Below are 24,083 nucleotides of genomic sequence, written 5' to 3' on the forward strand. Positions count from 1 at the left end.
TTCAGTCAGAAATTTGTGAGTGGTGTGCGGGCAGATGTGCCAAATCTGCGACGGATTTAATTGCAATGTGTCACTAATAGGCGACAAAGGCGTTGCGAAAAAGATAAGATGCTGACCTTGTTCTTCAGTATTTCCTACCAGGAACTGAACAGCTTCTTTTCGAAACTTTTCAAGTTTCGTTCAATTGAAGGTTGCGATATCAGGATTTGTTTGTTTTAATGACAACTCTGAAATGTGGTCTTTTTTATAACATTTCTTCATCCTGGCCCATGGGGACTTCTTCGCCGCACGCGGGGAAACTGACCGCCGACAGAGCGGAACGATGCATATAGCCAACCAATGGCGAAAATTGAGAAGGTTAGCGATTTTTAACAAGGTTTAGGGCAGGTCCGATGCCTCTGGTCAAAAGCCGGCACCCGTGATCCTGAGCAGGGAGCAAAGAAATGGGAAACGATATCTCTAACTTGCTGAGCAAGTTCGGGGCGACGGTGGATGGCTACCTCGAGATCGAGGCCGCGATCGACTACAAGGAGCCGGTACGCAAGGCGGCAGTGCCGAAAGTGGTGGTCGAGGCTGCGCCCGCCGTCCAGCAGCGCGCTGCGCTGGTGGCCGAGCAGGCAGCGTTGGCGGCCCAGGCCCCTGCGACCGTGGCCAGGAGCGTACCGCCGCCGGTGGTCGTGGCCAAGTCGGTGGCCCCCCAGCAGCGCATCGAACCGGTGATGGAGCCTGTGGTGGACGCGGTCGTTGCACCTGTCACCGCGCCCGCACCGTTGCCGCATCCGACCGCCATCGCGGCCTCGGTATCGGCCACCCTGCCGGCATCGAAAAGTGCTGTGCCTGAAGCGGTCCGCCCGCAGCCCCAGTACTCACCCCAATCCCACTCCAAGGCCCAGGTCGAATCTGCCGACTCGCAAGCCGCAGATCTGCAAGCCGCTGACGCCGCGCTGGTGAGGCGCAGCGCCCCCGTGGCCGTTCCCGCTGCCCGTGGCGCCACGCTGCTGGCGACCTCCGCTCCGGCCGTGATGCCGACCGGGGTGGCCGATGCCGCACTGCCATCGATGCTGCGTTCCCTGCTTGGCGAAGTCGTGCAGCAACGGCAGTCCAGGCAAGGCGCCGGCGCTGACGAAGCAGGCAGCAACGATGCGCTCGCCAGTCTGCCGCCTTCCACGCCAGCCCGGGTCATTGCCGTGGTCTCGCCCAAGGGCGGGGTGGGCAAGACCACCTTGTGCTCGGCCCTGGCCTGCGCGCTGACCCGGCATGGCCGGGTCGTCGCCATCGACCTTGATCCCCAGAATGCCCTGCAATACCACCTGGGCGTGAGCGCCGTGCCGGAACCCGGCGCGTCCGCGTCGGCTGACGCGCCGATCCACGCGGACCTGCCGCACTGGCGTGCCGCCTGGCGCGAAGGCAGCGCCGGTACCCTGTTGGTCACCCATGCCGTGGTCGCTCGCCAGGGCGAGCCCGAGATTGCCCGGCAGATGGCACAAGACCCGCAGTGGCTGACGCGCCAGTTGCAGGCCATGGACCTGCAAGCGGGCGACGTGGTCATGCTGGACCTGCCGGCCGGCCAGACCGCCTACCTCGACCAGGCACTGCAAGCGGCTGACCAGGTGGTGGCGGTGGTGACGCCCGATGCCGGTTCCTTCCTGGCGCTGGAGCACATGCGCCAGGCCCTGCATGGCCGCAACAACTGTCACTACATCGTCAACAAATACAATGCCGCGCGCACCTTCAGCCAGGACATGCTGGAAGTCCTCAAGCGCTGGATGGGGCCGCGCCTGGCGGGCGTGATCGCGCTGGATCACGCCATCAGCGAAGGATTGGCCTACGGCTTCAATCCGCTGGCCAAGGTGGGGCATTCGCCGGCCTATGAGCAGCTCCGGACCATCAGTGAACAATTGCATGCCGAGGTCGCCAAATCCGCCCTTGCAGGTGGACGCGCATCATGACTGAACCGCAAGTGCAGTCGCAAGCCCGTTCCTCCAAGGCCGCCCAGGCCACCAACGCTGCCAAGGCAGCCGCTAGCGCCGCTGATCCGGCTGCGCCGACCTCCAACCGTCTGCAGACCTGGATCCAGACCTGGGGCGAGCGCCTCGAAGCGCTGCCCCGGCGGCCGCGTCGCTGGCTGCAGCTGGGTCTGCTGCTGGTCGCGGTGCTACTGGCGCTGCTGCTGGTGTCGGTGCCGCTGGAGTTCTATACCCAGTGCGTCTTCGCCGTCGGCTGCTTCGTGGCGGCGCTGGTGCTGCGCAAGCAGTCCGGCCGCTTCCCGGTGCTGGTGCTGATCACGCTGTCGCTGATCGTCTCGATGCGCTACATGTACTGGCGCATCACCTCCACCCTGGCTTTCGAAGACTGGCTCGACATCGTCTTCGGCTACGGCCTGCTGGCCGCCGAAATCTATTCGCTCATCGTGCTCACGCTGGGTTACCTGCAGACCGCCTGGCCCTTGCGTCGCAAGCCGCAGATGCTGACCATGCCGCCCTCGGAATGGCCGACGGTGGACGTCTTCATCCCGTCCTACAACGAGTCGCTGGACATCGTTTCCCTGACCATCTTCGCCGCCCAGGCCATCGACTGGCCGCAGGAGAAGCTGCGCGTGCACGTGCTGGACGACGGCCGTCGCGAAGACTTCCGCGAATTCTGCAACAACATCGGCGTGAACTACCTGGTGCGCTCGGACAACAAGCACGCCAAGGCCGGCAACCTCAACGAAGCCCTCAAGGTCACCGATGGCGAATTCGTGGCCATCTTCGATGCCGACCACGTGCCGACCCGTTCCTTCCTGCAGATCTGCATGGGCTGGTTCTACAAGGACCCCAAGCTGGCGATGCTGCAGACGCCGCACTTCTTCTTCTCGCCCGATCCCTTCGAGAAGAACCTCAATACCTTCCGTTCCGTACCCAATGAAGGTGAACTCTTCTACGGCCTGGTGCAGGATGGCAACGACCTCTGGAACGCCGCCTTCTTCTGCGGCTCCTGCGCCGTCATGCGCCGTACCGCGCTCATGGAAATCGGCGGCATCGCCGTCGAGACCCTGACCGAGGATGCCCACACCGCGTTGAAGATGAACCGCGCCGGCTACAACACCGCCTATCTGGCCATCCCCCAGGCGGCCGGTCTGGCCACCGAAAACCTGGCGCGCCACATCCGTCAGCGGGTGCGCTGGGCGCGTGGCATGGCGCAGATCTTCCGGGTCGACAACCCTCTGCGCGGCAAGGGCCTGAAGCTGGGGCAGCGGTTCTGCTACCTCAACGCCATGCTGCACTTCTTCTATGGCCTGCCGCGTCTGATCTTCCTGACCGCGCCGCTGACCTACCTGTTCTTCGGTGCCCACATCTTCCACGCCTCGGCGCTGATGATCACGGCCTACGTGCTGCCGCACGTGCTGCACGCCAGCCTGACCAACTCGCGCATCCAGGGGCGTTTCCGCCATTCGTTCTGGAACGAGGTCTACGAGACCGTGCTGGCCTGGTACATCCTCGGCCCGGTGCTGCTGGCGCTGGTGAACCCCAAGCTGGGCGGCTTCAACGTCACCGACAAGGGCGGCATCATCCTCGACAAGCACTTCGACTGGAAGCTGGCGCGTCCCTACATCGTGCTGCTGCTGCTGAACCTGCTGGGCATGGTCTTCGGCGTCTGGCAACTGGTGATGGGCGACCCCAATGCGATGACCACCATCCTCATCAACATGGCCTGGACGCTGTACAACGTCATCATCAGCAGCGCCGCCATGGCGGTCGCCTCCGAAACCCGCCAGGTGCGCAGCGAGCCGCGTGTGGCGGCCGAGCTGCCGGTACGCATCAAGATGGCCGATGGCAATGAAGTCAGCGGTACCACGCTGGACTTCTCGCAGAAGGGCATCGGCCTGCGGCTGCCCAAGGGGGCGACGATCGCCCGTGGTCAGCACATCCAGGTGACGCTGTTCCGCAACCAGCAAGAAAAGATATTCCCGGCCGTGGTGGTGTTCAGCCGTGGCGAAATGGTGGGTGCCCAGTTCCATGAGCTGACCCTGCGCCAGAACAGCGAACTGGTCCGGCTGACCTTCTCCCGTGCCGACATCTGGGCCAACAACTGGGGCAAGAGTCGTCGCGATACGCCGTTGAAGGCATTGCGCGAGGTCTCGCTCATTGGTGTGAGCGGCGTCAAGGAACTCATTCGGGCCACCCTGATCCAGCTGCGCCTGTGGCGCGATACGCGTCGCCTGTCGGCGGCCAAGGCTGATCCGATGATGGAGGCCGCACCGGCAGCCCCGGTGGCTGCGGTAGCAGCGGTAGCAGCGGTGGCAGCAGGGAATACGGTGGCAGAAACGGCCCAGGCCGATCTGGTGGTTCAGGCATTCGACAAATCAATGGAAAAACAATGAAAAACAAGCAGTCTCAAGGGAAGAACACGACTTTCCGTCGGCGCTCCATCTGTCTGCTCATGGCCGGCGTGGTGACCTCGGGCAGTCTGCCGATCCCCGCCCTGGCCGCAGCAGCGACGCCTGCCGCTGGCGGTGCCGCCGCGACCTCGCCGATGGCCGGCGACCCCTACAACTTCAGCCTGACGCAACTGGGTCGTGGTTATCCGATCACGCTGCACGGCGTGGACGCCACCGACAGTGTCGGCTTCGACGTGCCGGCCAACCAGGTGGTGACCGGCGCCAACGTGACCCTGCAATACACCTATTCACCAGCGCTGCTGCCGGACCTGTCGCAGATCAACGTGATGGTCAACGACGTGGTGGCCGGCAGCATCCCGCTGCCCAAGGAAAATGCCGGTGCCCTGCAGACCAGCAAGGTCGAGATTCCGGCCAAGCTGATCACCGAATTCAATCGCCTGAGCCTGCAGTTCATCGGCCACTACACCATGGGTTGCGAGAACCCGCTGCATTCCAGCCTGTGGGCGCGCGTGAGCAACGAATCGGTACTGGCCCTGCAGACCACGCCGCTGCCCTTGAAGGATGACCTGGCGGTGATGCCGCTGCCGTTCTTCGACCGCCGCGACATGCGCATGCTGAACCTGCCCTTCGTGTTCGCCGCCGCCCCCGACAATGGCACCCTGGAAGCCGCCGGCACGCTGTCGTCCTGGTTCGGTGCGCTGGCCAGCTATCGTGGTTCGCGCTTCCCGGTGCAACTCAACGCCTTGCCGGCCAAGGGCAATGGCGTGGTGCTGGTCAGCAGCGAAGGCGCCAGCCAGATCGGCGCACTGGAAATCGCCGCCCCCAAGGGTCCGACCCTGACCATGGTGACCAACCCCAACGATCCCAATGGCAAGCTGCTGCTGGTGACCGGACGCAATGCCGAAGAGGTCAAGCGTGCCGCTGCTGCTGCTGCCCTGGGCAACAAGGCGGTGGCCGGCAATTCGGTGGTGATCGACAAGCTGCAGCCGGTGGCGCCGCGCAAGCCCTACGATGCGCCCAACTGGCTGCCCACCGACCGTCCGGTGAAGCTGTCCGAACTGATCGATGCCAAGCGCCTCAATGTGTCCGGCTACAACCCGGGCGACATCACCATTCCGTTGAACTTCCCGCCGGCGCTGTCGAGCTGGCGCCAGGATGGCGCCAAGCTGGATCTGCACTATCGCTATACACCGCAGCCGCGTTCGAGCAATTCCTCGCTGATCGTCAGCTTCAACGACGGGCTGATCAAGTCCGACGTGCTGCTGCCCCGCGACAAGCTGGACCAGGGCCTGCTGGCCGCCATCAAGAGCGATGCCCTGGAGCGCGAGATGAACGTGCGCCTGCCGCTGGACACCGCGGCCCTGCAGTCGCGCCTGCAATTGCGCTACATGTACGACTACGTCAAGCAGGGCGAGTGTGCCGACATCATCATCGACAACGTGCGCGGCAGCATCGACCCTGAATCCACCATCGATCTGCGCGGCTACGACCACTTCATGGCCATGCCCAACCTGGGCGTGTTCAAGGACGCCGGCTTCCCCTTCACGCGCATGGCCGATCTCTCCGAGACTGCCGTGGTCATGCCGGACAACGCCAGCGATGCCGACCTCGCTGCCTACCTGAACGTGCTGGGCCGCTTCGGCAGTGCCACCGGCTACCCGGCCACGGGCGTGGCGGTGACCCAGGCCGCGCAGGTCGCCAAGTATGCCGACAAGGACCTGCTGGTGATGGCCTCGGGCCAGAACCAGCCCCTGCTCAAGCAATGGGCCGACCACCTGCCCACCCTGGTGACCGGCGACAAGCAGCGCTTCGACCTGTCGGACCTGGCACTGCGCGTGGGTGGCTGGCTGGGCCTGGACCCGAAGGCTGCGCAGCGTCGCACCCGCCTGCAGATGGCCTTCTCGGGCGGCGATCCGACCTCCTACCTGACCGGCTTCGAGTCGCCGCTGGACGGCAGCCGCAGCGTGGTGGTGCTGGCCGGTGGCGACAAGCTGGGCCTGTCGCAGATCATGTCGGCCCTGGCCAGCAAGGAAGCCGAATCTGGCGCCGTCCAGGGTAGCCTGGTCGCGGTGCGCGGCGAGAGCATCGAACCGCTGCTGGCCGAGCAACAGTATTTCGTGGGCAGCATGTCGCCGCTGCGCATGCTGCGCTGGTGGCTCTCGCAGCACGTGCTGAGCATGTTCCTGATGGTGGCACTGGGCATCCTGCTGCTGGGCGGCCTGGCTTACCTGACCCTGCGCGCCAAGGCGAGAAAGCGGCTCAATGCGTAAGGCCGGGCATTCGGTAGTGAACAGGGCCACCTCCCCGCGCCGGCGCCGGGTGGTCGGCCTGCTGGGCGCGCTGGGGGGCTTGGCGGCCACACCGTGGCTGCCGGCACTGGCTGCGGCCCAGCAGAACTGCACAGCCCAGGACTGGCCAGCATGGCAATCCTGGGCTGAGGCGCATGTACAGGACGATGGCCGGGTGCTGCACTCCAGCCTGCTGCCCAATCACACCACGTCCGAAGGCCAGTCCTACCACATGCTGCTGGCGCTCATCGCCAACGATGCCACGCGCTTTGCCAAGGTCTGGAACTGGACCCTGCACAACATGCTCGGCAACGACCCCGGCAAGATCCTGCCGGGCTGGCTGTGGGGGCAGGGCAGTGACGGCAAATGGCAGATGCAGGATGCCAATTCGGCCTCCGACGCCGATCTCTGGATCGTCTATACCCTGCTGGAAGCGGCGCGTCTGTGGCAACGACCGCAATACCGCAAGCAGGCGCTGGACCTGCTGGACAATATCGAAGCCAAGCTGGTGGTGGACCTCCCTGGCCTGGGCAAGATGCTGCTGCCGGGACCGCAGGGCTTCATCCAGCGCAATGTGCTGTGGACGCTCAATCCCAGCTACCTGCCGTTGCCGCTGCTGCGTCGGCTGCACAAGGAAAGACCGAAGGGTCCCTGGCAACAGGTGGCCGACAATACCGTGCGCATGATCCAGGGCTCGGCGCCACGTGGCTACGTGGCCGACTGGGTGGCCTACCGCATGCTGACGGTGCAGTCCGGCCAGTTCCAGGTCGATCCCGCCAAGGGCGACCTGGGCAGCTATGACGCCATCCGCGTCTATCTGTGGGCCGGCATGACCTCGCCGCGCGATCCGGCGGCCGCGCCGCTGCTGGCGGCACTCGATGGCATGCGCCAGACCCTGGCTGCGACCGGCGTGCCGCCCGAAAAGGTCCAGGTGACCACGGGAGCGACCGAAGGACAGGCACCGTTCGGCTTTGGCGCCGCGCTGTTACCCTATCTGGTCGCCAAGGGCGAAACCACCATGGCGGCGCAACTGCAGCGCGCCGTCACGCAACAACTGGAGAACGGACTGGCGCAGCCTGACCCGCGCCCCGAAATCCTGTATTACAACGTCATGCTGGGCCTGTTCGGAGTCGGATGGGCCGAGAAACGCTATCAGTTCCGCGATGACGGAACGCTTAATCTGTCCTGGGAGAAGTCATGCGCGCGCGCCGTTCAACGCTAGCCATCGGAGTCCTGAGCGCGTGGCTCGGCGTGGCCGCCCATGCGGCCGAGCCGGAGCTGGCGGCTCAACTGATCGAACAGGGCCAGTACTGGCAGGCGCGCGACAACGCGCAGCGGGCCGCCGAGGTGTGGCAGAAAGTCTTGCAACTGGATGCCAATCAGGTCAACGCCCTCTACGGCATGGGCCTGATCGGCGTGAAGCAGAACAAGCCGCAGCAGGCCAAGCAGTACCTGGACCGCCTGCAGGCGCTGTCGCCGCAACCTTGGCAGGCCAACCAGCTGGCGCAGGATATCGCCCTGGCCAAACCGGAAAACAAGGCCCTCCTGGCCGAAGCCCGCCGCCTGGTCGATGCGGGTGAGCGTGATCGCGCCACCGACACCTTCCGCAAGATGTTCAACGGGCTCACGCCGCAAGGCACGATAGGGCGCGAGTACTACAACAACCTGGCCTTCAACGAGGCCGCCTGGCCCGAAGCGCGCAAGGGCATGGAACGCCTGCTGCGCGAAACCCCGGACGACAGCATCCTGGCCCTGTTCTACGCCAAGCAGCTGGCACGCCACGAGGATAGCCGCCTGGAAGGCATCCGCCAGCTGGCGCGCCTGTCCAGGAAGACCGACATCGGCGGTGACGCCGACGAGAGCTGGCGCCTGGCCCTGATCTGGCAGGGGCCGCCGTCGCCGGCACAGGTTTCGCTGTTCGACGACTTCCTCAAGAGTCATCCCGACGACCAGCAGATTCGCGACTTGCTGGCCAAGGGCCGCCAGCAGGTGGTCGTCGGCCAGCAGCCGACGGTGGTCGGACGCGGCCTGCAGGCCCTGGAAAAGGGCGACCTGCAGGAAGCCGAGAAGGCCTTCCAGGAGCGCCTCTCCTCACATCCCGACGACGTCGATGCCCTGGGTGGCATGGGCGTCATCCGTCAGCAGCAGAACCGCCTGGCCGAAGCCGAGCCCTTGCTCGCGCGCTCGGTCGCCAAGGGCGGCTCGTCCTGGAAGAAGGCCCTGGACAGCGTGCGCTACTGGCTGCTGATCCAGCGTGGCCGTGACCTGCAGGCAGGCGGCCAGACCGCGCAGGCGCAGGACGCCCTGGCCCAGGCCCTGCGCCTGGATCCCAAGAGCCTCGATGGTCGCGTAGCCATCGCCGACATCCAGGCCAGTGCCGGCCAATACGAGGCTGCCACCGCCAATTACCGCCAGGTGCTGGCCGTGCAGCCCAAGCAGGTACCGGCCATCCGTGGCCTGGTCAATGTGCTGGCGCAGACCGGCCATGCTGATGAAGCACTGCGCCTGCTGGACCAACTGACTCCGGCGCAGCAGGCCGAATTCGGCGACCAGGGTCGCCTGCGCGCCTTGCGTGCGCGCCAGCAGGCCAGCCTGGCCGAGCAGCGCAACGACATCGACGGCGCCCTGGCCGCCATGCGCGAAGCCGTCAAGAACGACCCCGACAACGTCTGGACCACCTTCGACCTGGCCCGCCTGTACGTCAAGGCTGGCCAATCCAAGCAGGCGCGCACCACCATCGACGACTTCACCCGCGCCCATCGCGACAACGTCGAAGCCCTGTATGCCAGCGCCTTGCTGTCGGTGGAAATGGAGCAGTGGCAGGATGCCCTGGACACGCTGCGCCGCATCCCCGACCAGCGCCGTACCGCCGCCATGAACGAGCTGGCCAGCCAGGTGACACTGACCATCCAGGTCAATCACGCCGCTGAACTTGTCAGGACCGGTCAGCGCCAGGAGGCTCTGGTGCTGCTGGATCGCGTGCAGCCACAGGCCGCCGGCAACCCGGAACGCACCGGCACCCTGGCCTCGGCCTATGTCGATGCCGGCGACACGCCGCGCGCCATGGCGATGATGCAGCCGCTGGTCACGCCACCGGCCACGCCCTCGGTCAATACGCGCCTGCAATACGCCTCCATCCTGCTGCGTGCCGGCGAGGATGCGCAGGTCTACGGCCTGCTCACCGCCTTGCAGAACCAGAGCATGAACGCGGCCACCCGCAAGCAATACGACGACCTGCGTTTCCTCTACCGCGTGCGCCAGGCCGAACGCCTGCGCCAGGGCGGTGACCTGGCCGCTGCCTATGACACCCTGGCCCCGGCACTGGCACAACGCCCCACCGATACCGACGCCATCGCCGCGCTGGCGCGCATGTTCAATGCCGCCGGTGACAACCTGCGCGCACTGGCCCTGTACCAGCAACTGGCGCAACGCAATCCGCGCGACGCCAACGTCCTGCTGGGCGCGGCCGACACCGCCGTGCAGGCCCACGAGAATGCCTATGCCCTGAAGCTGCTGGACCAGTTCGGCAAGCTCGACAGCAGCGACCCCACCACCCTGACCGAGGCCGCGCGCATCTACCGCGCCCTGGGCAAGACCGGTGAGGCCACCGGCCTGCTGCGCAAGGCCGTGGCGATTGAAAACGGTGCGCGCCAGCGCACGCTGGCGGCACAGGGCAACGGTTTCGATCCGGCCATCAATCCCTTCCGTACCCAGCGTCGTCTGCCGGGCAGCGACGACATGGCCGCCATTCCGCCACCGGCCGAGACCACGCTGCGTCCGGTGGCCATGGCCGCGCCGGCCGCGGTCGATATTCTGCCCGCACCTGCCATGGCGCAGCGCCAGTTGCAGGCGCAACAACTGCAGCAAGCCCAGCAAGCTCAGCAGGCACCGGCCTACGCCACCCCACTGGGGCCGGTGTTCAGCACCGCCACTCCCGTGGCTGCGGCGCCGGTGCAGGGCGGGGCATACGCCCAGCCGGGCGCGCGCGTGGCGGCCGCCAGAACGGCCAATGCCACTACCAATGCCCCCACCACCGCATTGCCCGGCGCCGCCACGGCCACCCAGCGCGCCTTGCTGGGGCTGCAGGCGCCGTCCGCCAATGGCGTGGCGGTGGACAACCTGAGCCCGGCCCAGCGCGCCCTGAACGACATCCTGCAGTCGCGCAGTGCCTACGTCACGCAAGGCGTGGTGGTACGCGGCAATGCCAGCGAATCGGGCCTGAGCCGCATGAACGACATCGAGGCCCCGCTGGAAGTGAACATGCCCGTCGGTAACGACCGCGTGGCCGTGCGCATCACGCCGGTCTCGCTGGATGCCGGCAGCCTTACCGACGAGCCGGCCAGCCGCTTCGGCGGTGGCGGCAGCAGCGCCACCGGCCTGGGCAAGCAGAGCGCCAGCGGCGTCGGTGTGGCAGTGGCCTACGAGCGTCCCGAGGATGGCGCCAAGGCCGACATCGGCACCACGCCGCGTGGCTTCAAGTACCCCAATATCGTCGGTGGGGTGAGCGTGGAACAGTCCTTCCCGGGCAGCAGCACCAACCGCTTTGCGGTGAACGTCTCGCGGCGCGCGGTCAACGACAGCATCACCTCCTTCGCCGGCAGTACCGATCCCCGCATCGGCCGCTCCTGGGGTGGCGTGACCGCCAATGGTGGCCGGGCCGAGATGAGTTCGGACGACGCACAGACCGGCGTCTACGCCTATGGCGCGCTGCACAGCCTGCGCGGCAACAACGTGGAATCCAACACCCGCGTGGAACTGGGGGGTGGCGCCTATCAGTACCTCACCAATGCCGAGGACGAAAAGATGACCGCCGGGGTGTCGGCCACCATCATCAGCTACGCCAACAACCAGAACTACTACACCTACGGCCATGGCGGTTACTTCAGTCCGCAGGCCTATCTGGGACTGGGCGTGCCCGTCACCTGGGCCAAGCGTTCCGACAAGTTCACCTTCCAGCTCAAGGGCTCGGTGGGGATGCAGTATTTCCGCCAGGATGCGGCTGACTACTTCCCCACCGATGCCGCGCTGCAGGCCGCCAGCGGCCGCCAGTATGCGCAGCAGACCAAGACCGGCCTGGGCTACAGCCTGGAAGGCAACGGCGAATACCGCTTCGCGCCCCGCCTGTTCGTCGGTGGCGCGCTGCGTCTGAACAATTCGAGCGACTTCCGCGAACTCAACGTCGCCATGTATCTGCGTTACACGCTGGAGGACATGCAGGGCAGCTTCCTGACCCTGCCGGTGAGCCCGTACCGTTCTCCTTATTCCAACTGATTCCTTTATCGACATATCGCTATGGCTACTGCATCCGTTCTGGCAGGTCTGACTATCCTGGTACTCGGCGAGAGCCACATGAGTCTGGCCGACCACCTCACCGAACCCCTCAACGCCAAGCTGACCCAGCTCGGCGCCAAGGTCCATTCCATCGGCGCCTGCGGCGCCAGTGCCGGCGACTGGCTGACCAGCAAGAAGGTCGATTGCGGCGCCGACCAGGTCGACAACGGCAAGATCCAGATCAAGGGCCGCGAAGCCACCACCACCCCGATCGGTCAGCTCATCGCCAAGGACAAGCCCGACCTGGTGGTGCTGGTCATCGGCGACACCATGGCCTCCTACGACAAGCCGGACTTCCCCAAGGCCTGGGCCTGGCAGAGCGTGACCGGTCTGACCAAGGCGATTGCCGCCACCGGCACCAAGTGCGCCTGGGTCGGCCCGGCCTGGGGCAAGGCCGGCGGCATGTATGGCAAGAACGATGCACGCACCCAGCTGATGTCGCGCTTCCTGGCCTCCAACGTGGCGCCCTGCACCTATATCGATTCGCTGACCATGTCCAAGCCCGGCCAGTGGGTCACCACCGATGGCCAGCACTTCACCGTGGCCGGCTACAAGTCCTGGGGCAATGCCATCGGCGACGCGCTGGCCAAGCTGCCAGCCGATGCGGTGAGCAGCAAGGGAGCCAAAAAATGAGGGTGATGCAGGCACTGGCCGCTGCTGCGGCCCTGCTGTGCGGTGCCAGCGCGCTGGCCGCCGACATCCCGCTCTATCCCACCGGCCCGGCCGAGGATGCGGCCTTCATCCGCTTCGTCAACGGCACTGCCGAGCCCTTGCAGGTGCTGGCGCAGAAGGGCCAGCCGCCGCTGAAGCTGGAAGCGGCCAAGCCGGTCTCGTCCTTCTTCCCGGTGACGGCCAAGTCGACCATCAAGGGTACCCTCACGGTCGGCGCCAGGAGCCTGGAGCTGGGCGTGCAGGCCAAGCCGGGCGAATTCGCCACGGTGGTGGTGCTGCCCGGTGCCAAGGGCATCAGCCAGGTGACGGTGCAGGATAACCCGGACGACTTCAATGGCCTGAAGGCCTCGTTGGCCTTCTTCAACCTGGATGCCTCCTGCAAGGCGGCGGCACTGCGCCCGGCCGGGCGTAACGCCGATCTGTTCAAGGACGTCAAGCAGGGCAGCCTGCAACGGCGCTCGATCAACCCGGTCAAGCTGTCGGTGCAACTGGTGTGCGGCGGGGCCAACAGCGGTCCGGTGCTGGACCTGGGCGAACTGAAGGCGGGCGAGCGCTACAGCGTGCTGTTGCTGCCGTCGGACAAGGGTCCGCGCCTGCTGGCGGCGACCGACAAGCTGGCCAACTGAACCATCGCCCGACTGCGCTGCCGCCATGGTCTTTGCCTCGCTTGAATTCCTGACGCTGTTCCTGCCGCTGTTCCTGCTGGTCTATGCGGTGGTGCCGCAGCGCGGGCGCAACCTCGTGCTGCTGCTGGGCAGCTGGCTGTTCTACGGCTGGCTGAGCCCGCTGTTCCTGTCGCTGCACGTGGTGCTGACCATCGTGGCCTGGGTCGGCGGTCTGCTGGTGGACCGCTCGCGCGAGGACGGGCGAGGGCGCGTGCGCCTGCTCACGGCACTGGTGGTCTTCAATACCGCCGTGCTGGTCTGGTACAAGTACGCCAACATCGTCGCTGCCACCATCAGCGACCTGATGGTCCAGTACGGCGCCATGCCGCTGGCCTGGCAGAAGGTGGCGCTGCCGGCGGGCCTGTCCTTCATCGTGCTGCAGGCGATCTCCTATCTGGTGGACGTGCACCGGCGCACGGTGGCGGTGGAGCGCAGCTTCATCAACTACGCCACCTACATTTCCATGTTCGGCCATTCGATCGCCGGCCCCATCATCCGTTACGACTGGGTGCAGCGCGAACTGACCCAGCGCTGGTTCAACCTGGAGAATTTTTCCCTGGGCGCGCGCCGCTTCATGGTCGGCATGGCCATGAAGGTATTGGTGGCCGACACCCTCTCGCCGGTGGTGGATGCCGCCTTCCACCTGCAGCAGCCCAGCTTCGTGGACGCCTGGATCGGCTGCCTGGCCTATTCGCTGCAGCTGTTCTTCGACTTTTCCGGCTACAGCGCCATGGCCATCGGTCTGGGGCTGATGCTGGGTTTCCACTTCCCGGAAAACTTCAACCATCCCTACCTGGTCGGCAGCATCCAGGATTTCTGGCGGCGCTGGCACATCTCGCTGTCCAGCTGGCTGCGCGACTATCTCTACATCGGCCTGGGCGGCAACCGCCATGGGGTGTGGAAGACCTACCGCAACCTGTTCCTGACCATGGCCATCGCCGGTCTCTGGCATGGCGGCGACAGCTGGAACTACCTGCTCTGGGGCTCGGCCCACGGGCTGGCCCTGTGCCTGGATCGCGCCTGGTCGCGCTCGACCCTGCCGGCCATCCCCGGCTGGCTGGCCCATGTGCTGACGCTGCTGTTCGTCTGCCTGGCCTGGACCCTGTTCCGTTCGCCCGACTTCGCCACTGCCATCACCATGTATGCCGGCCAGTTCGGGCTGCACGGGATGGGCCTGAGCGACGCGTTGGCCGTGGTATTGCGCCCGGTGCAGGCGCTGGCCGTGCTGCTGGGCCTGTTCTGGATCGTCGCGCCCCTGTGGCAGGAGGCCAGCCAGGCGCGCTGGGCCGATAGCGTGGTGTATCTCTGGTTCCTCCGGCTGTGGCCGGTGGCCGGCTTCCTGCTGTCCTTCGCGCTGATTGCCAGCCGCGAGACGGTGCCTTTCCTTTACTTCCAGTTCTGATCCCGCGAGTCCGCCATGAGCACGCCTCCCGTCTCCGCTCCCGCCACGCCGGCCGCCCCCAGCGCCCTGGCCCGGCGCGCCAGCCGTTGGGCCGGCCTGGTTTTGGCCGTGGTGTTGGCAGCCGGCCTGCTGGGCTGTGGCTGGCTGGTCTATGCCAGCAAGATCGAATGGCTGCCCGCCAGCTGGACCCGTGACGATGCCCTGCATGGCGAGCTGACCCACCGCATCGCCAAGCAGTTGTCCAATGCCTGGCTGCCGGAACAGGCTGCCCGGCTGGAACGCGCCGGCAGCTGGCTGCTGCTGCATGACACCGGCCCCCGGGTGCGCAGCGGTTGCCCTGGCTGGCTGTTCCTGACCGAGGAATTGCAGGTCCATCGCGACGCCCAGGCCAACGCCCAGGCCAAGCTGCAGGCCGTCGTCGCCCTGCGCCAGAAGCTGGCCCAGCGCAACATCGCCCTGCTGGTGGCGGTGGTGCCCGACAAGAGCCGCATCGCCGCCACGCAGTTGTGCGGTCTGACGCGCCCGGCCCAACTGGAGGCGCGTGCCGCCCAGTGGATCGCCGGGCTGCAGCAGGCGGGCGTACGCACCATCGACCTGGCCCCCACGCTGGCGCCGCTCGGTGCCTCGGCCTGGCTGCGCACCGATACCCACTGGAACGAAACCGGTGCGCAGGCCGCGGCTGCGGTGATTGCCGCCCAGGTGCGCGCTGCCGGCCTGCAGCCCACGCCGGCGCAAGCCTATCAGGCCCAGCCGGGCCCGCTGGCGCGCCGCCCTGGCGACCTGGTCCACCTGGCCGGCCTGGACTGGCTGCCATTGCGCTGGCAACCCCAGCCGGAAGAAGTGGCCGCCACCGAATTCAAGGAAGTGGCAGCGGCAGCGACTGCACCGACTGCACCGGCTGATGCCGCCAAGGGGGGCGATGATCTGGACGACCTGCTGGGTGACCAGCAGTTGCCCAATGTGGCCTTGATCGGCACCTCGTTCTCGCGCAATTCCAACTTTGTGGGCTTCCTGCAGAGGGCGCTGGGCGCGAAGATCGGCAGCTTCGCCAAGGACGGCGGCAAGTTCTCCGGCAGCGCCAATGAGTATTTCTCCAACCCTGCCTTCAGCCAGACACCGCCCAAGCTGGTGGTGTGGGAAATCCCCGAGCGCGATCTGCAGACGCCCTACGAGGCGATCAGGCTGGCGCGGTGAATAACAAGGTGATTTGTTGTTTGTAGGCAATAGGGCCTGTTCACATTCAATCTGTGAGTGCGAGAGGTCGCCAAGCGTTGTCTGCCTAGGCGCGGCGACGCGCCGTGGTGGTGCCACGGCAAGGAGCTGCAACAACGGCAGGCGACGCTTGGCGGCCTCTCCCGGAGGGTTGCCCCCAGAAGGCGCGCTGGCCGCGTTGCACGTCAGGGCTGGTGGCACCACCACCAGCCCTGACGCGCGCCTTGCCACCCCGCCTTCTGGGGGCAACGCATCTCACAGATTGAATGTGAACAGGCCCTAGTCTCTTCCCCGCTCCCAGCGTTCTGCCACCCGCTTTGCTGGAGGCCAACCCCCGGGCCTGCTAAACTTGCCGATCCGCCCACTGTGCAGGGCGGGCTCCAGGCATGATCCTGGCCAACCTCCACGACAAATTGACAGAAGAATTCGACCCCGCTCCCCTCGCGGACGAGCATGAATCAGGCTCCTTCGAGAGCTATTTCCGCGATCCCACCCAGGCCGCCGAAGCGCCCCTGGCCTGGGGCCTGGGCCAGCGGCTGGATGTGCTGGACGCCCTGCGCGGCCTGGTCTCCGGCGGCCAGGCGGCGGCGCGCCTGCGCATCTGGGTGTTCCTGGAACTGGCGGCCCAGCCGCAAGGGCGGCTGCAGCGCGAGGACCTGAACCAGCTGTTCTACGCCCTGAAGCCCGAGGCCATGGACGCCGCGCTCAAGCGCCTGCGCGATCTGGGCCTGCTGGTCTGGGATGCCACCGACCAGGATTACCAGCTCTCGTCCATCGCCCAGCAGGTGCAAGCCCTGCTGGCACCGCTCACGCGCGCCGTCGGCGAGGACGACGAGATGGCCGCGCTGCTCTCGCAGGTGGCCGGCGCCCAGGCGCTGGGCCTGTCCGATGCCAGCCAGATCCGCCACCTGCATGCCCAGCTGGCGCGCCTGCACGACCAGTTCGCCGATGCCATCGAAAGCGGCTCCGAAGCCCTGCTGCGCGAAGCCCAGCCGCGTTTCGACCGCGCCCTGAAGCTGGTCAACCGCGCCGGTGAGGCTCTCACCGCCCTGATCCGCAGCGAACACGCCGACGCCCGTCTGGAGCGCGAAGCCCGCGCCCTGGGCAATGGCCAGGCCCGTCTGTTGACCATGGCCAGCCAGTTCACCCGCGCCCTGCAGCAGGCCGACCGCCAACGCGTGACCCTGGGCAGCACCGGCGTGACCAGTTCGGACGTGCGGCGCTGGCTGCAGAGCCATCCCGACCTGTCATCCCTGATGGGCGAGGCGCTGTCCATGGGTGTGAAGCCGGTCTTCGTCAGTGGCCATGAATTGCTGGACGTGGCCGAGGGCGAGCTGGAACGCGACCGCCCCGACGCGCAACGCTCGCAAGGACTGCCGCCACCCGCCCAGGCTGTGGAGGGCAAGATCGAAGCGCTGCGCATGCCGGTCGAGCTGGGCGAGCTGATCGCGCAGTTGAGCCAGCTGGGCGCCCTGCCGCAAGAGGGGGCTGAGGGCCAGCCGCAGCTTCAGCCTTTGCCGCTGCCAACCGTGGTGCTGGGCGGCAGCTTCGGCAAGGCCGCCTACCGCCTGCAATTGCTGCCGCTGCTGGGCGACCGCCAGGCGCAGACCCTGCAGGGCCAGACCGGCGACCTGGCACGCCTGCCGTGGCAGGCCGGCTTCCTGCCGTTGGTCGAGAAAATCGATGACCCGGATGTCGCCGCCATCAGTGCCGGCGCCGTCCATCCAGACCCATCCCCGGAAAGACCGAATGAGTGAGACCCTAGACGAGGCCGGCCTGTTGGCCGCCGAACTGCTGGCCCGCCGCTGGCTGCCGCGCAAGCATCCCCGCGTGCGCCGCGCCCTGATCGACGCCGACCTGTGGCAGGCGCTGCAGGACCGGCTGGCGCAAGTCGGCCTGCGCCTGGTAGACAACATCCACGCCGACCACATCAGCGTGGCGCTGGTGCGCCCGGCCGAGTACGCCGTCTTCGGCGAAGCCGGCATGAATGCCAACAACAACATCGATCTGCCACGCGATGCGATCTCGCTGCTGGTGGTGCTGTGGTCGCTGATCGTGCTGCCCAAGCGCGAGCGCCAGTCGGCGCGCGCCGCCGGTGACGCCGGCGAGCAGCAGGAAGAGATGTTCCAGACCGACAAGCCCATGCCCAGCGCCGCCGAGGTCAGCCCGGTGGTGTCCTATCGATCGCTGCTGGCCGACTTCGGCACGCAGCTGGGCAAGAAGATGCGCATGGACGGCAACCTGCGCCGCCTGGAAGCCCATGGATTCATCGTGCGACGTGGTGACGATATCGCCGAAGGCCCATTGCTGGACCTGCTGCTGGATTACGATGCGCTGGCGCCGCGCATTCTCGATGGCGCGCTGGGCGAAGTCCTGGCCCGTGCCAACGCCCGCGAAGATGCCGCCGAAGCTGCAGAAGCCGCATCGGCCGACGCCGACCAGATTGCAGCATCGCCCGCACCATCATCCGCACAATCATCCGCACAATCATCCGCACAATCATCCGCACCATCACCCGCACAATCATCCGCACCACCGGCAGAAGAAGGAGAGTTCTGATGTTCCACCTGCAATCGCTGGAACTGCTGCAGTGGGACTATTGCCAGCGCCTGACGCTGCCCCTGGACGGTTCCATCATCACCATCGCCGGCCCCAACGGCTCCGGCAAGACCACGCTGCTGGACGCCATGCGCACCCTGCTCGGGCTGGAGTGTTCGGGCGGGCGCAGCTACAAGACCTATGCCCGGCACGCCAACGCCGACACCACCTGGCTGCGCGCCACGGTGGACAACCGTCCGCATGGCCGCCAGACCTCGACCCGTCCGTTTGCCCGCAACCTGCTCTATGCCGATCAGGTCACGCTGGCGTGTCGCATCGAGCGCAATGGCGGCGACTGGCAGCGACGCTACTGCATGAGCGATGGCGATGTCGCCATCGAAACCCTGGCGCAGTTGCCGGAGAAGGACTGGCTGGGCCTGGACCATTGGCGCCGTCGTCTGGAAGGCGCCGGCCTGTCGCGCGCGATCGCCCGCGTGCTGGCGCTGGAGCAGGGCCAGACCGATCGCCTGTGCGAATTCTCGCCCAAGGAATTGTTGCGGCTGGTGTTCGAGGTCTTCGGCGACCAGGAAGTGCTGGACCGCTACGAAGAAGCCCGCCGCCACCAGCGCGACCTCGCTGCAGAAGTGACGCTGGCCGAGCAGGAACTGGCCTATAGCGAGGCGCAACTGGCCCAGCTCGACAGCCGCGTGACCCTGTATCGCCAATACCAGGGCAAGCTGCGCGAGCGCGAAATCCTGGCTACCGAAGTGATCCCCGTGCTGCGCTGGCATGAAGAACGCCAGACCACGGCTGGTCGCCTGCGCGAGCTGCACCGCCAGCGCCTGCATCACAACGAGCAACGTCGCCAGCGCAGCAGCGACGCCCTGCAATTGTCGGCGTTGCTGACGCAACAGCAGGCCGCCCGTGAGAAGGTGACCACGCTGGAGCGCGACAAGGCCGAAGCCCAGCAGGCCCAGCAAAAGGCCCGCGATGCCGAAAAGCCGGTCGAAGAACTGGTCAAGCAGGCCGATGAACTGCTGGCCCTGTCGGCGGTGGAAGGCGATGCTGTGCAACTGCTCTCGCGAGTGGAAGAACTGGAGCAGCAGAAGGGCACGTTGAACGACCGCTGGCGTGACCTGGAGCAGCAGCGCAAGGACGCCCAGGACGCCCTGGAACGCCTGAGCGGACAGCGCCAGGCCCCCAAGCCGGGCGACGTGCAGCAGTTCAGCCGCAGCCTGCGTCAGGCCGGTATTGCGCACCACATCCTGGCCGATGTCATCGAGATCGGCGACGACCATTGGCGCGCCGCGGCCGAAGGCGTGTTGCGTGCCTCCTGCTGGGTAGTGGTGCTGGACGACCCCAAGGATGAAGCCGCCGCCATGGCCCTGGCCGAGCGCGAGCGCTATCGCCACTACGTGGTGTCGGACGCCGCCACCGCGCCGGCCCAGCCGGCCGCCGACAGCCTGCTGGCGGTGCTGCGTTTCTCGGCCAAGGCACCGTCCTGGCTGCTGCGCCAGCTGGCGCAGATCCGTCGCGTGGACGATACCGTCGAGGGCGCGCGCCTGGGCGGCGAATGGATCACGCCGCAAGCCTACTGGCGCGATGGCCGGGGCGGGCGCAGCGTCTGGCGCGATCCGGGGGATTATCAGTTCGGCGCCGCCGCCATGGCCTCGCGCCAGGCCTCGATCCAGAAGCGCCTGGCCACGCTGGACGATCAGCTCACCGATGTGGTGCTCAAGCAAAGCGAGGTCAAACGCCAGCTGGAGGCCGCCAAGAAAGCCACGGAAGGCCACCTGGCTGCCGAGGAACTGGCGCGTCGCAGTGAAGAATTCGAGCAGGCAAGACGGCAGTTGCCGTCGCTGCGCGTGGCCCGCGTAGCCGCCAGCGAACGCTGGACGCAACTGGATGCTCAGCATGCCGACGCCATCGAACAGCGCACCATCATCGATGGCAAATACCAGGGCCTGCAGCGCCGCCTGCGCGACACCGAAGGCGACCTGGCCGGCCAGGAGCGCGACTGGCGCGCCCGCCACGACGAACAGCGCGCCCGCGCGCTGGCCTCGCGGGCGCAGAAGGCGCGCTTCCCGCAACGCTGGATCGCCGCTGATGCCGTGCAGGTGCTGTACGAGAAATACAGCAACGCCAAGCAGGCCGAACTGCGCATGGCGGCGGTGGAGAACGACCTGGAAACGGGGCAGTGGGAAAAGGACGGCACCGTCGAAGACAAGCACCTCATCATGCAAGGCACGGTGGGCAACCAGCGCAACGAACTGGACTCGCGCAAGGTCAGCAATGCCCAGGCAGAGGAAGCGGTGGGCAATGCCCGCGAGCGCTATATCGACGTGCTGCGCGCCACCGTGCGGCGCTATCGCAAGAACATCGTCGATCTCGGTGCACTGGCCGGCGTGATCGTCAGTGCCGACCTGCCGCACCTGGACAATGACGACACCGTGCTGCGTCAGGCCGAGCTGAAGGTCAGCTTCAACTTCGATGGCAAGGGTGAGATCGGCCTGAACGACGGCGAAGCCTCGGGCGGGCAGCAGGTCATCAAGTCGCTGATCCTGCTGGTGGGTTTGTTGAAGGACGACGACATGCCGGGCGGCTTCGTCTTCATCGACGAACCCTTTGCCCACCTGGATGTGCGCAACATCCAGCTGGTCGGCAACTTCCTCAAGTCGACCCGCGCCCAGTACGTGCTGACCACGCCGATCACGCACAACGTCGAAGTCTTTGAGCCGGCCGACATTACGCTGGTGACCTCGAAGAAGCCGCGTGAAGCCCGCTGGGCACCGCCCATCGGGGTGTTGCAGCGGCGGCTGCGGCTGGATGCCTGAGGCACCGGACCATGAGTGCGCTGCTGGAGACACCACGTGGCCGCAATCTCCACGAGCTGGTCGCCGCCATTGAGGTGCCCGACACCTTGCCGCTGCTGGATAAGGAAGAGCGCGCCGCCCTGGAACGCTGGGCGCGAGGCGAGGCCGGCTCCCGCGGCCGCGACGCCATGCTCAAGGAAGCGCACGCCGTGGGGCTGGGCATCGAACGTGCCGAACGCCTGTGTCAGCGTCTGCTGCAAGAGGGCTGGATCAGCCGGCGCGAGGAGTTCAAGGGCGGCAATTGGCTGTGGAAGACCATCGCTTGGCGCGATCTGCGCCGCCTGCAGGGTTTGTTGGGCATCATCCACGCCGAACAACGACAGCAGGCGCGACAAGCCGCTCTGGAGCAGGCCTGGCAGTGGCTGCACGAACGCAGCAATGCCCGGCAGGCGCTGCTGGACCCCGACCTGCTGGATGAATTCACGCTCGCTCTCAAGGCGCTGGAAGAGGACAAGGCCCTGCGCACCGACGTGCTGGACGCTCGCCTGGGTTTGCTGCGCGCGCTGGCCAGTTGGCACGACAGTGGCCAGCAGGGATTGCGGCGCAATTTTGCGCTCCATGCACGTGACCTGACCAAGTCGCTCAGCGCGAGTGAGTGGCGCTGGCTGGACGCGTTATTCGATCTCGAACGATTGGGCATCGCCAGTTTTGCCCAGGTGGGATGGCTCTCGGGTGATCTGGTCCTGTCCTGGCAAGGACGCCGGCTGGAACTGGCGCCGCTGCATTGCCTCGGCCTGCCGCTGGACGATTTGCTGGGCGCCGATGCCATCACGTCACCGCAGCAATGGTGGTTGATCGAAAACCGTACCAGCTTCGAACTGCAGGCACGTCAGCGCAAAGCCGACGTGGCACTGCTGTGGATGCCCGGACGTCCCTCGTCGTCCTGGCTGACGATGGTGTCGCACTTGCTGCGACTGGCCCCCGCGCCGGCATGGATCAGCGCCGATGCCGACCCGGCCGGTGTCGACATTGCCTGCACGGTCGGCTGTCGATGGGAACAGGCTGGTTTGGCCTGGGAGCCCTACCAGATGGGGCTCGCCCAATGGCAGGCCACTACCCAGCGCTGGCCTTTGAATGCGCATGATCGCCGCTTGTTGGACGGGTTGCTGGGACGGCCCTCACTGCCGGCTGCGCTACGCGCCCTGTGCGAGGCGATGCACACCGAGGGACGCAAGGCCGAGCAGGAAGCCTGGTTGTAAGGTGAGGGCGGGCGCGGCCGCGGTGGCAGGCGTCAGCGCAGCTCGCGCACTATCCTGGAAGGCGGCAAGAGTCCCGACGGTACTTCCGGTACCTCGGCCTCCAGCAATTGGTGGGCCACGCATTCGCACCAGTGGATGCCGCGGGCCAGCGCCAGGGGCTTGGAGTCATACAGGCCCGGCAGCGAGCGCTTGGGAAAGAGCTGCCCGAGCGACCGGTGGCGGATTTCCACACCGCTGACGAACCAGGTGTCGGCGCGGTTGGCGCACCAGACCCTGAACATGAACGGCGAAGAATGTCCCGTCACTTCGTAACAAGAGATCATGTTTGCACGTTGACCCAACTGCTTCCCTCCTATGGTTTCGGCCGCATTATAAACAGCGTCGGGCGAGCTTGCCAAAGGGCAGGGCGTGAGCGCAAACGCGACCATTTCCAACGGCCAGGAAAATGGCGGGGGAAGGGCGGGGAAAGGGCGGATGGGTAATGGATTCCTACGAGGCTTGTGGGCGTTGTCTTGCATAGCTTCAAAGCCGCGTCACCTAGAATGGTCAGACCGTGCGTCCAGGGGGACTGCAGGCGCGCGGTACCTTTCCATTTCGCCTTCCGCCCAGCCACGCGAAGCGGACGGCAGCCTCGTCCAGGATACAAAAAGAAGATGACTTCCGCCCACACCCAGCAACTGACCCTGATCCTCAACAACCACCAGCAAAGCCTGCTGGAACACTGGCTCAAGACCTTGACGTCCAAACTGGGCCGCAAGGAAAAAAGCGGTGAATTCGAAATCCGCCGCCAGGCCGAGCAATTCATCGGCATCCTGGCACGTACCCTGGAAACCGGCGCCGGCAGCGATACCGACGGCAACGACTGGGCCGATGCACGCCACCTGCTGGGCGAGGTGTCGCGTACGCGTGCGCTGCAGGGCTTTTCCTCGCTGGATACCGCCAGCTTCGTGTTCGCCTTGAAGGAGCCGCTGTTCGACCATCTGCGCAGCACCCTGGGCGAGCAGCCGGCCCAGCTGGCGCAGGAGATTGCGGCCACCAGTTCGCTGTTCGACAAGCTGGGCCTGTACACCATCGAAGTCCACCAGAAGGCGCGCGAGCAGGTGATCCTGCGCCAGCAACAGGAACTGCTGGAGCTGTCCACCCCGGTGGTGCAGCTGTGGCAGAACGTGCTGGCGCTGCCGCTGATCGGCACCCTCGACAGTGCACGCACCCAGGTGGTGATGGAGAGCCTGCTGCAGAAGATCGTCGAGACCGGCGCCATGATCGCCATCATCGACATCACCGGCGTACCCACCGTCGATACCCTGGTGGCCCAGCATCTGCTCAAGACCATCGCCGCTGCGCGCCTGATGGGCGCGGACTGCATCATCAGCGGCATCCGCCCGCAGATTGCGCAGACCATCGTGCACCTGGGCGTGAACCTGGAAGACGTGACCACCAAGGCCACCCTGGCCGACGCGTTCATGATCGCGCTCAAGAAGACCGGCTCGCGGGTTACCGTCCAGAATACGGAGCAGTAATC

The 24,083-nt window shown here is 66.2% G+C and carries 15 protein-coding genes; 14 read left to right on the top strand and 1 reads right to left on the bottom strand.

Features of this window, described 5'->3' with window-relative positions; genetic code table 11:
* Positions 1-443 precede the first annotated feature (443 nt).
* From bcsQ to I5R65_RS08945, 13 genes are all read left to right on the top strand, one after another.
* Entirely contained in the window at positions 444-1,949 is a 1,506-nt protein-coding gene (gene bcsQ / locus I5R65_RS08885) for a cellulose biosynthesis protein BcsQ (protein ID WP_180670084.1), read from the top strand.
* Positions 1,946-4,363: a UDP-forming cellulose synthase catalytic subunit gene (gene bcsA, locus I5R65_RS08890; protein ID WP_180670086.1), complete on the top strand. Its 2,418-nt coding sequence runs from the start codon at positions 1,946-1,948 to the stop codon at positions 4,361-4,363. The genes bcsQ and bcsA overlap by 4 nt, the downstream gene beginning before the upstream one ends.
* Positions 4,360-6,651, top strand: coding sequence for a cellulose biosynthesis cyclic di-GMP-binding regulatory protein BcsB (gene bcsB, locus I5R65_RS08895; RefSeq protein WP_180670088.1), 2,292 nt, complete (start codon positions 4,360-4,362; stop codon positions 6,649-6,651). Before bcsA ends, bcsB begins: the two co-directional genes overlap by 4 nt.
* Positions 6,644-7,891 (top strand): cellulose synthase complex periplasmic endoglucanase BcsZ, encoded by a 1,248-nt coding sequence (gene bcsZ / locus I5R65_RS08900; RefSeq protein WP_180670090.1) that lies wholly within the window; start codon positions 6,644-6,646, stop codon positions 7,889-7,891. Before bcsB ends, bcsZ begins: the two co-directional genes overlap by 8 nt.
* Positions 7,867-11,940 carry a cellulose biosynthesis protein BcsC gene (locus tag I5R65_RS24415; RefSeq protein WP_180670092.1) on the top strand — a complete coding sequence of 1,358 codons (4,074 nt, stop codon included), beginning with the start codon at positions 7,867-7,869 and terminating at the stop codon, positions 11,938-11,940. The genes bcsZ and I5R65_RS24415 overlap by 25 nt, the downstream gene beginning before the upstream one ends.
* A gap of 21 nt (positions 11,941-11,961) precedes the next feature.
* Positions 11,962-12,633 carry an SGNH/GDSL hydrolase family protein gene (locus I5R65_RS08910; RefSeq protein ID WP_180670094.1) on the top strand — a complete coding sequence of 224 codons (672 nt, stop codon included), beginning with the start codon at positions 11,962-11,964 and terminating at the stop codon, positions 12,631-12,633.
* Entirely contained in the window at positions 12,630-13,298 is a 669-nt protein-coding gene (locus I5R65_RS08915) for an alginate O-acetyltransferase AlgF (protein ID WP_180670096.1), read from the top strand. The genes I5R65_RS08910 and I5R65_RS08915 overlap by 4 nt, the downstream gene beginning before the upstream one ends.
* 25 nt (positions 13,299-13,323) lie before the next feature.
* Positions 13,324-14,739: an MBOAT family protein gene (locus tag I5R65_RS08920; RefSeq protein ID WP_180670098.1), complete on the top strand. Its 1,416-nt coding sequence runs from the start codon at positions 13,324-13,326 to the stop codon at positions 14,737-14,739.
* 15 nt (positions 14,740-14,754) lie between these two features.
* The gene (locus tag I5R65_RS08925) at positions 14,755-15,933 is read left to right on the top strand and encodes a cell division protein FtsQ (RefSeq protein ID WP_180670100.1); all 1,179 of its coding nucleotides are present in this window, start codon (positions 14,755-14,757) and stop codon (positions 15,931-15,933) included.
* A gap of 404 nt (positions 15,934-16,337) precedes the next feature.
* A complete protein-coding gene (locus I5R65_RS08930) occupies positions 16,338-17,708 on the top strand; it encodes a hypothetical protein (RefSeq protein ID WP_180670102.1) in 1,371 nt (456 codons plus the stop codon).
* On the top strand, positions 17,701-18,510 hold the full coding sequence (locus I5R65_RS08935) for a hypothetical protein (protein ID WP_231395122.1): 810 nt from the start codon (positions 17,701-17,703) through the stop codon (positions 18,508-18,510). Before I5R65_RS08930 ends, I5R65_RS08935 begins: the two co-directional genes overlap by 8 nt.
* Positions 18,510-21,323: an ATP-binding protein gene (locus I5R65_RS08940; RefSeq protein ID WP_180670104.1), complete on the top strand. Its 2,814-nt coding sequence runs from the start codon at positions 18,510-18,512 to the stop codon at positions 21,321-21,323. The genes I5R65_RS08935 and I5R65_RS08940 overlap by 1 nt, the downstream gene beginning before the upstream one ends.
* An 11-nt stretch (positions 21,324-21,334) precedes the next feature.
* Positions 21,335-22,561 carry a DUF2399 domain-containing protein gene (locus I5R65_RS08945; protein WP_180670106.1) on the top strand — a complete coding sequence of 409 codons (1,227 nt, stop codon included), beginning with the start codon at positions 21,335-21,337 and terminating at the stop codon, positions 22,559-22,561.
* A 32-nt stretch (positions 22,562-22,593) separates the two neighbouring features.
* Here I5R65_RS08945 and I5R65_RS08950 read toward each other — a convergent pair whose 3' ends face one another.
* A complete protein-coding gene (locus I5R65_RS08950; protein ID WP_180670108.1) occupies positions 22,594-22,884 on the bottom strand; it encodes a hypothetical protein in 291 nt (96 codons plus the stop codon).
* A 330-nt stretch (positions 22,885-23,214) separates the two neighbouring features.
* Between I5R65_RS08950 and I5R65_RS08955 the strand changes: the two genes are divergently transcribed.
* Complete coding sequence (locus I5R65_RS08955; protein WP_180670110.1) at positions 23,215-24,081, top strand: STAS domain-containing protein; 867 nt, start codon at positions 23,215-23,217, stop codon at positions 24,079-24,081.
* Positions 24,082-24,083 lie beyond the last annotated feature (2 nt).

The organism is Herbaspirillum sp. AP02 (genome assembly GCF_015767275.1).
GTDB lineage: Bacteria > Pseudomonadota > Gammaproteobacteria > Burkholderiales > Burkholderiaceae_D > Herbaspirillum.